Origin of the sequence: Magnetospirillum sp. SS-4, from assembly GCF_902729425.1 — a bacterium.
Classification (GTDB): domain Bacteria; phylum Pseudomonadota; class Alphaproteobacteria; order Rhodospirillales; family Magnetospirillaceae; genus Phaeospirillum.
In genome coordinates this window covers 27027-41983 of sequence record NZ_CACVCH010000002.1, presented here as the reverse complement: position 1 = coordinate 41983, position 14957 = coordinate 27027, and the positions used below count along the sequence as shown (strand labels likewise).

Genomic DNA, 14957 nt, shown 5'->3' with positions numbered 1-14957 from the left:
GTCGTGGGGCCGGAATGATGTCAGCGCGGCTTGTCGACTCCCTTGCGGGCGTCGGTCTCGCTGCCGTCGTCGAAGATGTTGAACAGCTTGCGCAGGAAGCCTGGAGTCAGCGCCGACAACGGGTTGACCACCACGCTCGGATCCGACGTCGGTCCCTTCATGCTGTAATTGAAGGCGATGATGCCGCCACCTTTTTCGCCGCCGGTCACCAGCCAGCCCAGCAGCGGAATGTTGCCAAGCACGCTGTTCAGGGCGTAGGCCGGCACCACCGTGCCTTCCAGCGCCATGTTGGAACGGTCGAGATCGATCTGTCCCTTGCCGGTCAGCCCCAGGGCCGCCCCCCAGGCTCGGCCGTCCTTGATCTCCAGCAAGCCATCCGACAGGGTGAACGGTACTTCCAGCGACGAAAAGCCGACCCCCTCGCCCTTCAGCAGATCCAGGATGCCGGCCAGGGCCGCCACGGTCAGCAGCCGCGCCAGCGCCGGCGCGTTGCGGATATGATAGTCCGAGACCCTGGCGGTGCCGATGAAGGGCTGGTCCGGCCGGCTGTCGTCGATGTGGCCCTCGATGACGAGATCGCCGCCGGCCATGTCGCCATAGACGTCGAAGGCCCGCATCACCGCGCCGGCATCGTCGGAGGCGACGGTGAAATCGCGCCGCCGGGAAGAGCCGGGCTGAAGGGTGGCCGTGAAGTTCCGGCCGGCGGGAAGCGAACCCTTCAGGGTCATGGTCCGCCACTCCTCGGCGTCGCGGCTCATCCTGGCCGTGGCCAGGGCCAGGAAGCCCTTGTCCGAGACCCACAGCGTCCTGACGTTGGCGCTGACCGCCATGGGCGGCGGCTTGTCCCGCTCCTCCGGCCGGGCCAGGCCGCCCTTGGCCGCCTCGTCGCGGGCGATCAGCGGCCGGGCGTCGAAACTGGCGCCCTTGAAGACGATGTCGAGGCCGGCCTTGTCGGGACGCAGCGTGATGGTTCCCTCGCCATTGGTGCGGCCATAGGCCAACCGGCCGAACTCGATCCGCCGGGCCGCGCCGTCCGGAGTGAAGCTCACCTGTCCGTCCGCCTCCAGGTCGCCGGCCCTGACGCTGAAACCGGGCACCGAGGCGATCTGTTTCCGCTCCAACCGCACCGACACGTCGGCGGCGGCGGGCTTGCCCTCCTCCTTGGACCACCCCAGCCCCGGCAGCCGCATGCGGGCGGCGGTCATGTCGACCTTGGCCTCGATCATACCCCGGCCGCCGTCCGAGAAGGTGGCGACCACGTCGGCGGCCACCGGCCCGGCCACGAACGGCGCCACGAAGGGGGGGCCGTCCAGGCCCAGCAGACGGCGCTGGTCCTCGTTCACCTCCGGCGCCTTCAGGCGGTAGCGGCTTCGGAACGGCGCCCCCTTGGCGGAGAAATTCTCGCGCCACTCCAGATAGCCGGGAATGGTGCCCACCACCACCGGCCCGGTGGCGTCCAACCCCTTGGCGTCCACGTCGAGCGCCAGGGTGCCGTCGGTCAGGTCCAGCCCCATCAGCACCTGGGGAATGCGGGCGTTCCTGACGGTGGCGCTGGCCTTGACGCCGATATCGTCCAGCCGGAGATCCTTGAGCAGCGGAAAGGTGAGCCGTACCCTGGCGACGGCGTCGCCGCCGACCCTGGCCGGTTCGATCCCCAACGCCCGGGCATAGCGCAGCGGCGGGTTGTCGATCAGCCTGAGGGCGTCGGTGGCCGGCCCGGCGATGGCCAGATCGATGTCGGCGAACTGGTCCTCCTTGTCCAGGCCGGACAGGACGATGGTGCCTTCCCTCAGCTTCAGGCCGTAGACCTCGCCCGCCGTCATGGCGATACGGAAGGTGTGGGCGTCGAAGGTGCACACCGCCGCCGCATTGCGGGCTGGCGGCATGGGCCGCAGATAGTCGACGGTGACGCCCTCGGGATGCACCTCGCCGCTCAGATGGTCGATCGCCACGTCGTCGAACCGCCCCGAGGGCGAGCGCGCCGAAATGACGATGCCGGCCTCGCGCACCATGCCCTTGGTGAGATTGGGGATCACCCAGTCGCGGGCGTTCTGGGCCAGCCCGTTCGGCCACAGGTCGCGCACCGAATCCACCGGGACGTCCCTGACATTGCCCTCGGCCTTGATGCTGGTCTCACCCCCCAGACCGTCCACCACCGCCGCCAGGGTGATGACCGGCCCGCCCAGGTCAAGCCGGGCCTCGGCGAGATCAAGCCGGGTCATGGCCGCGCCCATCTCGCCGCGCAGCGACGCCGAGGCCACGGGCCGGCGCGACGAGAACGGCGCCGGCAGATTGAGGGTTCCGGCTCCGCCGGACAGGTCGAAGCCCAGCCGGTCCAGCCGGCCGTCGCCGTCAAGCCGCCCCTGGATGGTGCCTCCCAGCGGCATGTCGATGACGTCGAGATGAGGCGCCATCGGGCCGCCGAAGCGGGCCAGCATCGCCGGCCTGATGCCGACGATCCGAAAGGTGGCGTCGGTCGAACCGTCGGCCTTGCGATAGACCGCCTCCAGCGAGACCCCGCCCTTCTCGCCGGCCAGGTCCAGCGGCAAGGTCCCGGCGGCGGCGATGCCGTCGGCCACCCGGCGGATGGCCAGGTCGGCATCCGAGGCATGCCACGACGTTCCCAGCCGCCGGTCCTCCACCAGGATGTCGGCATCGTGGATGGAAACGCTCTGGAGTGCCCGTCCGGGCTTGCGCGGATCGGGATCACCCAGCAGCGCGTCCTTGATGGCGGCCACCACCGCTCCGGCATCGGTGGGAGTCTCGGACCGGGGGCTGCCTCCTTCCCCGCCGCCGATGCCCCATTGCAGCACTCCGGAGGAATCGCGCACCAGCCGGACCCGCGCCCCGTTCAGACGGATGGCGTGGGGCGCGACGACGCCGCGCAGCAACGCCCGGCCGCTGAGGCTGAACCCCATGTCGGGAACCGAGGCGATGGGCTGCTCGGCGCCGGCCACATGGGCGCGGACGTTGCGGGCGTGAATCTCCAGCATGCGGTTGTCGTCGCCCAGAGTGAGGACGGTGGCGTCCAGCCGCACCGACAGCGCGCCGTCCCTGGCGGTCAGCGCCTGCTCGATATAGGGCGTGAGAAAGTCCAGCGCGACCGGTCCGGACGACAGCCGCCAGATCAGGATGGGAACCGCGATCAGCAACCCCACCAGGATGGCCCCGATGAGTTGGAACAGGGTTCTAACGGTGCCGTGAACCACCCGTTACCGCCTCCATGCTCCCTTGACCCCTGCTCTCGTATTCCGCAGTGTGAAGCAACCACAACGAATGGGGCCGCACAAGGTGAGTTTTCCGCTGAACCAAGCTTTATTCCCCCGCGTCGCCGACGCCAACCGCGCCGCCATCGGGCTGGCGCGCTGGCACGAGGCCGCCGACGGCGTCGACGACGCCGGTCTGGCCGCCTTCATGCGCGCCCTGCCCCGGCAGCCCGAGATCGGCGAATTGCTGCGCGGCATCTTCGGCAACAGTCCATTTCTCACCTTGTGCCTGGAGAACGAGCCCGCTTTCCTCCGCCAAATCCTGGATACCGGCCCCGATGCCGCGTTTGACCGGCTGCTGGCGGACCTGAAGGCCGATTTCGAACGGGAAACCGACATCAACCGCCTGATGAAGGGCCTTCGCGTCGCCAAGCGGCGGGGCTCGCTGCTGGCGGCCCTGGCCGACCTGGGCGGGGCGTGGCGGCTTGATCAGGTGACCGAGGCGCTGTCGCGGCTGGCCGAAACCGCCATCCGTCTTGCCGTCGCCCTTCTGCTGCGGCGGGAAGCCGAGCGCGGCACCCTGGAGCTTGCCCATCCCGACGATCCGGAACGCGATTCCGGCCTGATCGTGCTGGGCATGGGCAAGCTGGGAGCCCTGGAGCTGAACTACTCCAGCGACATCGACCTGATCGTGTTCTACGACCACGAAAAGATGGTCTACACCGGCCGCAAGAGCATTCAGGAATGCGTCATCGCCCTGACCAAGGATCTGGTGAGGATCCTGGATGAGCGTACCGCCGACGGCTATGTCTTTCGCACCGACCTCCGGCTGCGGCCCGATCCCGGCTCGACGCCGCCGGCCGTCGCCCTGGTGGCGGCCGAGGCCTATTATGAAGGTTTCGGCCAGAACTGGGAACGCGCCGCCATGATCAAGGCGCGTCAGGTGGCCGGCGACGCCGAAAGCGGAGCCGCCTTCCTCAAGTTCCTGCGCCCCTTCATCTGGCGCAAGTCGCTGGATTTCGCCGCCATCCAGGACATCCACTCCATCAAGCGCCAGATCAACGCCCACAAGGGCGGACGCTCCATCGCGGTGGCCGGCCACAACGTCAAGCTGGGCCGCGGCGGCATCCGCGAGATCGAGTTCTTCGCCCAGACCCAACAGCTCATCTGGGGCGGCCGTCAGCCGGAAATGCGGGTACCGGGCACCATCGCCGCCCTGGAGGCCCTGGCGGCGGCCGGCCATGTCCAGCCCGAGGCGGTGGCCGACATGGCCCGCGCCTACCGCTATCTGCGCACCCTGGAGCATCGGCTTCAGATGGTGGACGACAAGCAGACCCAGACCATGCCCTCCAATCCCGAACAGCTGGCCGAGATCGCCGCCTTCATGGGCCATGACGGCCTAGCCCCCTTCGCCGCCGAACTGACCGCCCATCTCCAGGCGGTGGAGAGCCACTATGCCGGCCTGTTCGAGGACGCCCCCGCCCTGGGCGCGGGCGGCAACCTGGTATTCACCGGCGGCGAGAACGACCCCGAGACCGTCCACACCATCACCGGCATGGGCTTCGGCAATGCCGACGCGGTGTGTTCGACCATTCGCGGCTGGCATCACGGCCGCGTCCGCGCCACCCGGTCCACCCGCGCCCGCGAACTGCTTACGGAGTTGACGCCGGCGCTGCTGTCGGCGCTGGCGACCACAGCCGCCCCCGACGACGCCTTCATGCGCTTCGACGAATTCCTGGGGCGGTTGCCGGCCGGGGTGCCCCTGTTCTCGCTGTTCCACGCCAATCCGTCGCTGCTTGATCTGGTCGCCGAGATCATGGGCGACGCCCCCCTGCTGGCCGAGCATCTGGCACGGCACACCACCTTGCTGGATTCGGTGCTTCAGGCCCGCTTCTTCGAGGCGCTGCCGCCGCCGGCCGAACTGGAAGCCGATCTGGCCAAGGCGCTCGATCAGGCCGACGATTTCCAGCAGGTGCTCGACGTCACCCGCAGTTGGGCCAACGACCGCAAGTTCCAGGTGGGCGTCCTGACGTTGCGCAACGTCATCGAGGCCACCGACGCGGCCCGCGCCCTGTCCGACGTCGCCGGCACGGTGCTGAAACTGCTGTCGCCCCGCGTCGAGGACGAACTCGCCCGCGCCCATGGCCGGGTCCCCGGCGGCGCCTGGGTGATTCTCGCCATGGGCAAGGCCGGCGGGCGCGAGATGTCGGCGACCTCGGACCTGGACCTGATCCTGGTCTACGACGCCCCGCCCGAGGCCGAGGAATCCGATGGCGGCCGCCCCCTGGCCACCGCCACCTGGTTCGCCCGCCTGACCCAGCGCATGGTCAACGCGCTGACCGCCAAGACCGGCGAGGGGACCTTGTACGAGGTCGACATGCGCCTGCGCCCGTCGGGCAATTCCGGCCCGATCGCCTCCAGTCTGGAGGCGTTCCGCCGCTACCAGGAGGAGGCCGCCTGGACCTGGGAGCACATGGCCCTGACCCGCGCCCGCGTGGTGGCCGGCGATGCGGCCCTGGCCGAACGGGTCCGGGCGGTGATCGCCGAGACCCTGACCAGACCGCGAGATGCCGCCAGGCTGGTAGCCGACGTCGCCGAGATGCGCGAACGCATGGCCAGGGAGCACAAGGCCGCCTCGCCCTGGGAGGTCAAGCATCTGCGCGGCGGGCTGGTGGACATCGAGTTCACCGCCCAATACCTGCAACTGGCCCATGCGGCGGCCCATCCCGGCATCTTGGAGTCCAATACCGCCCAGGCGCTGGAGAACGCCTGCGCCTGCGGCGTGCTGGAACGCGCCGACCGCGACGCGCTGGTCGAGGCGCTGAGGCTGTGGACCTCGATCCAGACGGTGCTGCGCCAGACCATCGCCGGCGGCTTCGACGAGGCCACCGCGCCACGGGGTCTCAAGGACGTGCTGGTGCGCACCGCCGGCCTGACCGATTTCAAGACCCTGACCGACCGCATGGAAGATTGCGCCACGGCGGCGTTCGAGGTGTTCACCCGGCTGGTGGCCGAACCGGCCAAGACCATCAAGGAGCCCGCATGATCGGACATCCCGCCCCCGCCTTCGCCATGGATTGCGACGACGGCGCCGCCAGCCTTGACGACTACCGGGGCAAGACCCTGGTGCTGTACTTCTATCCCAAGGACGACACCTCGGGCTGCACCAGCCAGGCCAAGGCCTTCCGCGATCATTTTGCCGAATACCAGGCCGCCGGAATCGAGATCCTGGGGATATCGAAGGATTCGGTGGCCAGCCACGCCAGATTTCGCGCCAAGCACCAATTGCCGTTCCGCCTAGGCTCCGATCCCGACGGAACAGCGTGCGAGGCCTATGGCGTGTGGAAGCAGAAAAGCATGTATGGCCGCCAGTACATGGGCATCGAGCGCTCCACCTTCCTGATCGACAAGGACGGCGTGGTGCGGGCCGAATGGCGAAAGGTCAAGGTTACCGACCATGTCGACGAGGTGTTGAAGGCGGCCAGGGCGCTGTGACGACCCGAACCCTTGCCGAAGCCGCAACCGCCGTCCTCACCACGCCCGATCCGGCGGAGAAATGCCGCCTGACCCGCGCCATCGCCGCCGACTGGGCCGAGGGCCGTATCGTGGAGGTGGGTGCCTGTCCGCCCCCCGACCGCCCGGCACGGCCGGAAAAACCACGGCTGTTGCCGTTCAAGGACATGCCCCGGCGCTCCTATGGCGGCGATCGCGGCCGGATCAGCCTGATTCACGCCCTGGCCCATATCGAGCTGAACGCCATCGACCTGGGCTGGGACATCGTCGCCCGCTTCACAAGCCACGAACTGCCCAGACGCTTCTATGACGACTGGGTGCGGGTGGCGCTGGACGAGGCCCGCCATTTCGAGATGCTGGACGACCTGCTGAACCGGCTGGGCAGCCGCTATGGCGACCTGCCCGCCCATGACGGTCTGTGGCAGGCGGCGGAAAAGACCGCCGACGACCCCATGGCGCGTCTCGCCGTGGTGCCCATGACCCTGGAGGCCAGGGGCCTCGACACCACGCCCGCCACCATCGACAAGCTGTCGCGCAATGGCGACACCCTGACGCCGCCGGCACTGGAAATCATCTTCAACGACGAAATCCACCATGTGGCGGCGGGAGTACGCTGGTTCACCTTCCTGGCGGAGCGGCGGAACCAGGACGCGGGAACCGCCTTTCACGCCTGGATGAACGACCGCTATCCCGCCGGACTGAAGCCGCCGTTCAATCACGACGCCCGGGCCAAGGCCCGTTTTCCCCGCCACTGGTACGAGACGCTGGCCCGGAAATGACCGCGGATCACAACAGCCCCATGGCCTTGAAGCTGGCGTGGCCCTTGCGCCCCACCACCACATGGTCGTAAAGCTGGATGTCGACCGCCGCCAGGGCATCGCGAACCACCCGGGTCATATCGATGTCCGCCTTCGACGGCTTCGGGTCGCCGCTCGGATGGTTGTGGACCATGATCACCGCGCTGGCATGAAGCGCCAGGGCGCGCCGGACCACCTCGCGCGGATAGAGCGGGGTATGGTCGACGGTGCCGGTCTGCTGCACCTCGTCGGCGATCAGGGCATTCTTGCGATCAAGGAACAGCAGGCGGAACTGCTCCATGGGCAGGGTCGCCATGGCGGTCCGGCAATAATCGAGCAGGGTATCCCAGTTGGATATCACCACGGTATTCAGGATCGGCGCCCGGGCGAGACGAATCGCCGCTTCGCGCACCACCTTGAGGGCGGTGGCGGCGACATCGCCGATGCCGTCGACCGCCCGCAGGTCCTCGACCTCGGCCGTGACCACGTCGGCGAAGCTGCCGAACCGCCGGATCAGGGCCTTGGCCAGGGGTTTGACGTCCCGCTGCGGAATGGCGATGCCCAGCAGCATCTCCAGCAATTCGTAATCGGGCAAGGCTCCGGGGGCATCGCGAAAGCGTCGGCGCAGCCGCTCGCGGTGGCCCTTGTGATCGCCGCCCGACGGATCGGGCAAGGCCTGGGCCTCGGCGGGCTTGGTCATGGTCCTCTCCCCCCAAAAGAAGCGGGCGAGACCAACGAATATCCGTATTGCCGACGGCGTACAAGCCGAACGGGCGAAACCAATGGCGGGCATGACCCGGACGACATCGCTCCCTCCCCCCGACACATCGGGGGGAGGGAGCGATCCGTTCAGTGGAGAACGCCCTTAGTCCTGGGCGGGCTCGTCGGCGACTTCGCCCACTTCGGTCTCGGCCTCGACCTCGTCGGCGGCGTCGGACTCGGCGGCGGCCTGGGCGGCAGCAGCGGCGGCGGCGCGCTCGGCCTCCTCCTGAGAACGGGCGACATTGACGGTCACGATCACCGACACCTCGGGGTGAAGCGACACGCGCACCGCATAGCTGCCCAGGGTCTTGATGGGGTTATCAAGATTGACCTGACGGCGCTCGACGGTGTAGCCGGCGGCCTTGACGGCGTCGGCCACGTCCTTGCCGGACACCGAACCGTACAGCTGACCACTCTCGCCGGCCTGACGGACCATCAGGACGGCAAGGCCGGCCATCTTGTCGGCGACGGCCTGGGCCTCGTCGCGGCGCTTGAGGTTCACGGCCTCCAACTGGGCGCGCTGCACCTCGAAAAAGGCCAGATTGTCCTTGGAGGCGCGCAGCGCCTTCTTCTGGGGCAGCAGGAAATTGCGGGCGAAACCGGGCTTGACGTTGACCACGTCGCCCATCTGACCCAGCTTCTCGATGCGTTCGAGCAGGATGACTTCCATCTTATTCCTCCTTTCCGCCGGCGGCATCCTGCCGGGGGCGGAATCGCGTCACGAACCTCACCAGTCCCAGACCGGCGATGGGTATGAACACCCATGCCGAGGCCAGGAACAGAACCGTATACATCGCCGCGAGGACGAACCCCGCGTTTGGCCGGCCGGCGACCCATCCATGCATTCCCGCCAGCCCCAGAAGAGCGAACGGGATCAGCGTCACCACGGCCACGCTGCGGGCGAGATAGCCAAGGTCGCCCTCGACCATCGATCCCACCGCCGAAGCCCCCACCAGCATCACCCCAAGCCAGAACGGAAGCTCCAGCTTCCGGTAGGCCGGCGTCGGACGCTGGCTTTTGCCGAACCGGGCAAGAAGGCCCTGCGCCGCGGCGGCGTTGGCGATGACCATCACCAGCCACGAACCGACCACCATGGCCGGAAAGAACGGGACCCACCAGCCGAGCATTTCGTCGCGCTGCCCGACCGAAAGCGACGGAGCCATGAGTTCCAGAATCCTGCCGACGGTATCGGCGACCCAGGCCTCGACTCCCCCCGTCTCCCCACCCGAAGTCTGACCGGGCACCAGGGCGGCGCCGATCAGAATCAGCGCCGCGCCCATGCCGGTCAGCCATCCCAGCACCAGCCCCGGCGGATACCATTCGACGCTTTCATCGGCGTTGACACGCCACAAAAGCGCCTGACGGACCACAACCAGGCTGGGCAGGACCGCCGTCAGCGCGTACGGCAGGGGAAAAACCCCTCCCGCGACGGCGGACACGGCGGCCATGGCGGCCAAACCTCCCACCAGCGACGCCCTGAACCCCCGATGCAGCCCCACCATCATCAACGGCAGGGGGGCGACATAGGACAGCAGGACACCGGCGGCAAAGCCCTTTGCCAGCGCCAGGAACAACACAGAAGACAGCAGTCCCGACGCCAGCGCGATGCCAATCGACCCGGTCATCACGACCCGGCCGGTCCCGAACTCACTTCACCACGTAGGGCAGCAGACCGAGGAAGCGGGCACGCTTGATGGCCTGGGCCAGTTCGCGCTGCTTCTTGGCCGACACCGCGGTGATGCGGGACGGCACGATCTTGCCGCGCTCGGAAATGAAGCGGCTCAACAGCTTGGTGTCCTTGTAGTCGATCTTCGGCGCGCCCTCGCCCGAGAACGGGCAGGTCTTGCGGCGGCGGAAGAAGGGACGGCGCTGGGCGCCGCCGGCGGCGGGACGCGGACGCTCGTTCATCTTGTCGTCGGACATTACTCGCCTCCTTCCATGCGACGGGGTTCGCGGTCGTCACGACGCGGACGGTCGCCACGATCTTCACGGCGGGGACGGTCTTCACCGTCGCCACGGCGCGGACGCTCGTCGCGGCTGTTCTTGGACTGCATCATGGCCGACGGGCCTTCCTCCAGTTCCTCGACACGGATGGTCAGGGTGCGGAGCACGTCCTCGTTGATGGACATCTGGCGCTCCATTTCCTTTACGGCGGCGGACGGCGCGTCGATGTTCAGCAGGACATAATGGCCCTTGCGGTTCTTCTTGACCCGGTAGGCGATGTTGCGCAGGCCCCAGTACTCGGTCTTCGAGACGGAACCGCCGCCCTGGGCGAGGATGTTGGTCAGTTCAGCGGTCAGGGTCTCCACCTGCTGGGCGGAGATGTCCTGGCGCGCGATGAACACGCATTCGTACAAAGACATGTGAAAAACCCCTTCTGGCTTTTCTCTTCCCGTCCATCCCCAATGGACGAACGGGCATAGCCGGCATCCCGGACGGGAGACGGCAAGGGTTGGAAGCGGCGCACTATACACAAAACCAGGGCGGATGCAAGGCCACGACCGGCGTCAGGATCAGCGTTTCATCCGCCTGGCCTGATGCACCATGGTATCCAGCGCCGACAGGAAGCGGGAACGGTCCTGCCTGGAGAACGGAGCCGGTCCGCCAGTGATGGCGCCGGTCTCGCGCAGGGCGTTCATCAGTTCCCGCGTCGCCATGGCGTCGCCGATGGACGCCTCGGTGAACGGCTTGCCGTTGGGACGGATGGCCAGCGCCCCCTTGGCCAGGCAGCGGCCGCCCAGCGGGATGTCGTTGGTGACGCAGATATCGGCGGCCTCGATCATCTCGGCGATGCGGTCGTCGGCGGCGTCGGGACCTTCGGGCACCACCACCATGGACAGCAGCGGATCATCGGGCAGCCGCAGCCAGGCATTGCCCACCACGATGGTCCTGAGCCCGTAGCGGGCCGCCACCTTGAACGCCTCGTCCTTGACCGGGCAGGCGTCGCCGTCAATGAATATGCGGATCAATTGATCCGCCTGACCGCCAGCGCCTCGCAATCCAGGGCCTTGGCGAGACGGTCGAAGGCGCGTTCGGCATCAATGGCGAAGGCGGGATTGGCGGCGGGACTTTCCAGCACCAGCAGCCGGTTCTCGACGAACAGCCGGGTCTGGCGCAGCAGGTTGGGCGCCCCCCCCGACAAGGTATGGGCAAGACGAAGCGCCAGCCCGACCACCCGGCAGCGATGCAGCCAGCCCTCCTCCATCAGGCCGATGGCGCGCTGGACCAGCGGCGAGTCCTCGTTGCCCTGATAGCGGCAATAGATGGCGAAGGCGATGGCGGCGCGGTGACGGTGGCCGACCCCCATGAACGGCAGGCGGAGAATGCGCAGGAACGCCTGTTCGGCCCGATAGTCGGGATGCTCGTTCCAAAAGATGTCCGACACCAGGCAAGTGGCGTGGCGAAGCTGGGTCTCGCGCGGGGTCTCGCCGGGAAACAGCGGCGCCGTCCAGGCCAGCAATTCGTCGCCATGCTCGGGAAAGCGGGAATTCAGGATCGCCATCTGGCGGCACACCGCCAGCAACGGGTCCTCGGTCTTCATCTTGTCGGGCAGCCGCTTGAAGAACTGCCCTTCCCGCATGCCGTAGATGGAGAATACCAGCCGCGCCGGCTGCACGGCGCGGACCACCTTGCCCAGAATCAGGGCGGCCAGCGGCAGGCCGCCCACCCGCTTGCGCGACACGCCGGGAATCTTCTCCAGCGACTTGCGGCTTTGCTGGGAGACCAGTTCGAGGATGCGCAGCGCCTCCTTCGCCTCCAGCGAGAAATTGTCCAGAACGGTCAGCGGGTGCTGGGTCTGGTTGATGCAGATGCGGGCGATGGCGCGCCAGGCGCCGCCGACGGCGTAGATGTTGCGCCCCCTGCCCTGCTTCAGCCAGGAAATGTGGTTGAGATGGCCCTCGACGATGGAGCCGGCGCGGTCGCGATTGTCGCCCGACGCCTCGGCCAGCCGCAGCATGCCGAGCGGCATGGTGACGAAACGGCCGAAATCGCCGCCCTCCACCGTCACCAGTTCCAGCGAGCCGCCGCCCAGGTCGGCGACGATGCCGTTGGCGTCCGGCGTGCCGCACAGCACTCCCATCGCCGCCATCTTGGCCTCCTGCCCGCCCGACAGCACCTTGATCCGGACACGGTGGCGCCGTTCCACCTCGCGGACGAAGGCCTCGCCATCGGCGGCGTCGCGCACCGCCGCGGTCGCCAGGATGTCGAGGCGCGAGACGTCCATGGCGCGGCACAGGGTCACGAACCGGCCCAACGCGGCCAGGGCCGTCTCGATTCCATCCGGATTGAGCCGTCCGGTCGAACCGATGCCCATGCCGAGACCGCACACCGCCTTCTCGTTGAACAGCGGCACCGGCACCCGGTGGGCGATGTCGTAGACGCACAGGCGGATCGAGTTCGACCCTATGTCGATGATGCCGATGGGCTCCTGGCGGAGCTTGATCTTCATGACCGGACCGTCATGCCGGCTGGCCGACGTGCAGCCTGGGCTTGCGGCTCCGTTCGCCGGCGCCGGCGCTGCCGCGTCCGGACAGGGACGGGTTGGTCATGAAATAGGTGTGGGCGCTGAACGCGCCCTCCGCCGCCAGGAAGCGCTCGTAGGTTCCGTCGGGCCGCAGCAGCCACGTCTGGGCCTGATCCTTGAGATTCGCCACCATGATCTGGTCGAGAACCTGCCGGTGAACGGTGGAATTCTCGATGGGAACGAAGGATTCCACCCGCCAGTCCATGTTGCGCGGCATCCAGTCGGCCGACGAGATGTAGACCTTGGCATGGCGCGACGGCAGGCGATGGCCGTTGCCAAAGCAGAAGATGCGGGAATGTTCGAGGAACCGCCCGACGATGGACTTGACCCGGATGTTCTCGGACAGGCCGGGCACGCCGGGACGCAGACAGCAGATGCCGCGAATCACCAGGTCGATCTTCACCCCCTCCTGCGAGGCGCGGTACAGCGCGTCGATCAGTTGGGGGCAGACCAGCGAATTCATCTTCAGCCACATGGCGCCGGGCTTGCCGGCCTTGACGTTGTCGATCTCGTCATCGATCAGCCGCAGCACGTTCTTGCGCAGGAACATCGGCGCGATGGCCAGGCTTTCCAGCTTGTCCGGCGTGGCGTAGCCGGTCATGTAGTTGAAGGTCTTGGCGGCGTCGCGGCACAGCGCCGGATCGCAGGTGAAGAACGACAGGTCGGTATAGATCTTGGCGGTGATGGGATGGTAGTTGCCGGTGCCGAAATGAACGTAGGAGACCAGCGAGCCGCCTTCCCTGCGCACCACCAGCGATATCTTGGCATGGGTCTTCAATTCCAGGAATCCGAACACCACCTGGGCGCCGGCCCGTTCCAGGTCGCGAGCCCAGCGGATATTGGCCTCCTCGTCGAAGCGGGCCTTCAGTTCGACCATGGCGGTGACCGACTTGCCGGCCTCGGCCGCCTCCACCAGCGCCTTGACGATGGGGCTGTCGGCGCTGGTGCGGTACAGGGTCTGCTTGATGGCCACCACCTGGGGGTCGCGGGCCGCCTGACGGATGAACTGAACCACCACGTCGAAGCTTTCGAACGGATGGTGGACGACGATGTCCTTCTTGCGGATGGCGGCGAAGCAATCGCCGCCGAAATCCCTCACCCGTTCGGGAAATCGGGCGTTGTAGGGCGGAAACAGAAGATCGGGCCGTTCGTCGACGATCAGCTTGCGGGTGTCGACCAGCCCCAGCAGGCCGTCGATCTCGAACACGTCCTCCTCGTCCACATGCATCTCGGCGATGACCAGCCGCTTCAGGTCCTCGGGAATGCCGGCGTCGAAGGTCAGACGGATGACATGGCCGCGACGGCGGCGCTTCAGCGCCGATTCGAACACCCGAACCAGATCCTCGGCTTCTTCGTCGATATCCATCTCGGAATCGCGGATGACCCGGAACAGCCCGTGCCCCTCGACCCTGAAGCCGGGAAAGATGTGGCCGATGAACACCAGCACCAGCTCTTCCAGGGGCAGGAAGCGGATATCGTCGCCGGGCAGGCGGGTGAAGCGCTCGACCTGGCTGGGCAGGGGCAGCAGCGCCCGCAGCACGTCGCCATCCTCCAGGCGGAACAGGTGCAGCACCATGGCGAAGCCGGCATTGGGCAGGAACGGGAACGGATGCGCCGGATCGATGGCCAGCGGCGTGAGGACCGGAAACACGTTTTCCATGAAGCGGTTTTCCAGCCACTTCATGTCGGATTTGAGCAGTTCTGTCCGGTCGATCACCTTGATGCCGGCGTCGCGCATCTCGTCCTTCAGCTCGCGCCAGCAGCGCTTTTGCGCCGACAGCAGATCGGCCGCCTTGGCGTTGATGGCCACCAGTTGCTGCGCCGGGGTCAGGCCGTCCTGGCTGGTGGTCATCACCCCGGCCTCGACCTGCCCTTTCAGGCCGGCGACGCGAACCATGTAGAACTCATCCAGGTTCGCCGCCGAGATGGACAGAAACCGCAAACGTTCCAGCAGGGGATGATGGTGATTGTACGCCTCGTCGATGACGCGGGCATTGAAAGCCAGCCAGGAAAGCTCGCGATTGATGAAGCGTTCCTTGGAATCCATGCCGATGGCGGATGTATCCGCAGCCTGCGAAGTCATGACGACGTTTCTCCGATAGGGTAGCTTGGCGTCCCCATCACCATTTATATATGCTTGGCACAGGCCTGTCA

The 14957-nt window shown here is 67.3% G+C and carries 12 protein-coding genes; 3 read left to right on the top strand and 9 right to left on the bottom strand.

Annotated elements, in window-relative coordinates; translation table 11 throughout:
• Positions 1–20 precede the first annotated feature (20 nt).
• Positions 21–3209, bottom strand: a complete 3189-nt coding sequence (locus MTBSS4_RS02340) for an AsmA-like C-terminal domain-containing protein (RefSeq protein ID WP_173981784.1) — start codon at positions 3207–3209, stop codon at positions 21–23.
• A gap of 82 nt (positions 3210–3291) precedes the next feature.
• Here MTBSS4_RS02340 and MTBSS4_RS02335 point away from each other — a divergent pair, with 82 nt between their 5' ends.
• The 3 genes from MTBSS4_RS02335 to MTBSS4_RS02325 are packed head-to-tail and all read left to right on the top strand — an operon-like array spanning position 3292 to position 7498.
• The gene (locus MTBSS4_RS02335) at positions 3292–6252 is read left to right on the top strand and encodes a bifunctional [glutamine synthetase] adenylyltransferase/[glutamine synthetase]-adenylyl-L-tyrosine phosphorylase (protein WP_254432341.1); all 2961 of its coding nucleotides are present in this window, start codon (positions 3292–3294) and stop codon (positions 6250–6252) included.
• Positions 6249–6701, top strand: a complete 453-nt coding sequence (locus tag MTBSS4_RS02330) for a peroxiredoxin (protein ID WP_173981782.1) — start codon at positions 6249–6251, stop codon at positions 6699–6701. The genes MTBSS4_RS02335 and MTBSS4_RS02330 overlap by 4 nt, the downstream gene beginning before the upstream one ends.
• Positions 6698–7498 carry a ferritin-like domain-containing protein gene (locus MTBSS4_RS02325; RefSeq protein WP_254432340.1) on the top strand — a complete coding sequence of 267 codons (801 nt, stop codon included), beginning with the start codon at positions 6698–6700 and terminating at the stop codon, positions 7496–7498. The genes MTBSS4_RS02330 and MTBSS4_RS02325 overlap by 4 nt, the downstream gene beginning before the upstream one ends.
• Before the next feature lie 7 nt (positions 7499–7505).
• Here the strand turns inward: MTBSS4_RS02325 and radC are convergent, their stop codons facing one another.
• The 8 genes from radC to MTBSS4_RS02285 form a co-directional block, all read right to left on the bottom strand.
• Complete coding sequence (gene radC / locus MTBSS4_RS02320) at positions 7506–8216, bottom strand: DNA repair protein RadC (RefSeq protein ID WP_173981780.1); 711 nt, start codon at positions 8214–8216, stop codon at positions 7506–7508.
• A 165-nt stretch (positions 8217–8381) separates the two neighbouring features.
• The gene (gene rplI / locus MTBSS4_RS02315) at positions 8382–8948 is read right to left on the bottom strand and encodes a 50S ribosomal protein L9 (protein ID WP_173981779.1); all 567 of its coding nucleotides are present in this window, start codon (positions 8946–8948) and stop codon (positions 8382–8384) included.
• A 1-nt stretch (position 8949) separates the two neighbouring features.
• Entirely contained in the window at positions 8950–9903 is a 954-nt protein-coding gene (locus MTBSS4_RS02310) for a hypothetical protein (RefSeq protein ID WP_173981778.1), read from the bottom strand.
• A gap of 22 nt (positions 9904–9925) precedes the next feature.
• Positions 9926–10201, bottom strand: a complete 276-nt coding sequence (rpsR, locus tag MTBSS4_RS02305; protein ID WP_217425481.1) for a 30S ribosomal protein S18 — start codon at positions 10199–10201, stop codon at positions 9926–9928.
• On the bottom strand, positions 10201–10641 hold the full coding sequence (rpsF, locus tag MTBSS4_RS02300; protein WP_173981777.1) for a 30S ribosomal protein S6: 441 nt from the start codon (positions 10639–10641) through the stop codon (positions 10201–10203). The genes rpsR and rpsF overlap by 1 nt, the downstream gene beginning before the upstream one ends.
• Before the next feature lie 150 nt (positions 10642–10791).
• Positions 10792–11247: a YaiI/YqxD family protein gene (locus MTBSS4_RS02295; RefSeq protein ID WP_173981776.1), complete on the bottom strand. Its 456-nt coding sequence runs from the start codon at positions 11245–11247 to the stop codon at positions 10792–10794.
• A complete protein-coding gene (locus tag MTBSS4_RS02290; RefSeq protein WP_173981775.1) occupies positions 11244–12728 on the bottom strand; it encodes a Ppx/GppA family phosphatase in 1485 nt (494 codons plus the stop codon). Before MTBSS4_RS02290 ends, MTBSS4_RS02295 begins: the two co-directional genes overlap by 4 nt.
• A gap of 10 nt (positions 12729–12738) precedes the next feature.
• Positions 12739–14886 (bottom strand): RNA degradosome polyphosphate kinase, encoded by a 2148-nt coding sequence (locus MTBSS4_RS02285; RefSeq protein ID WP_254432339.1) that lies wholly within the window; start codon positions 14884–14886, stop codon positions 12739–12741.
• Between the last annotated feature and the right edge of the window lie 71 nt (positions 14887–14957).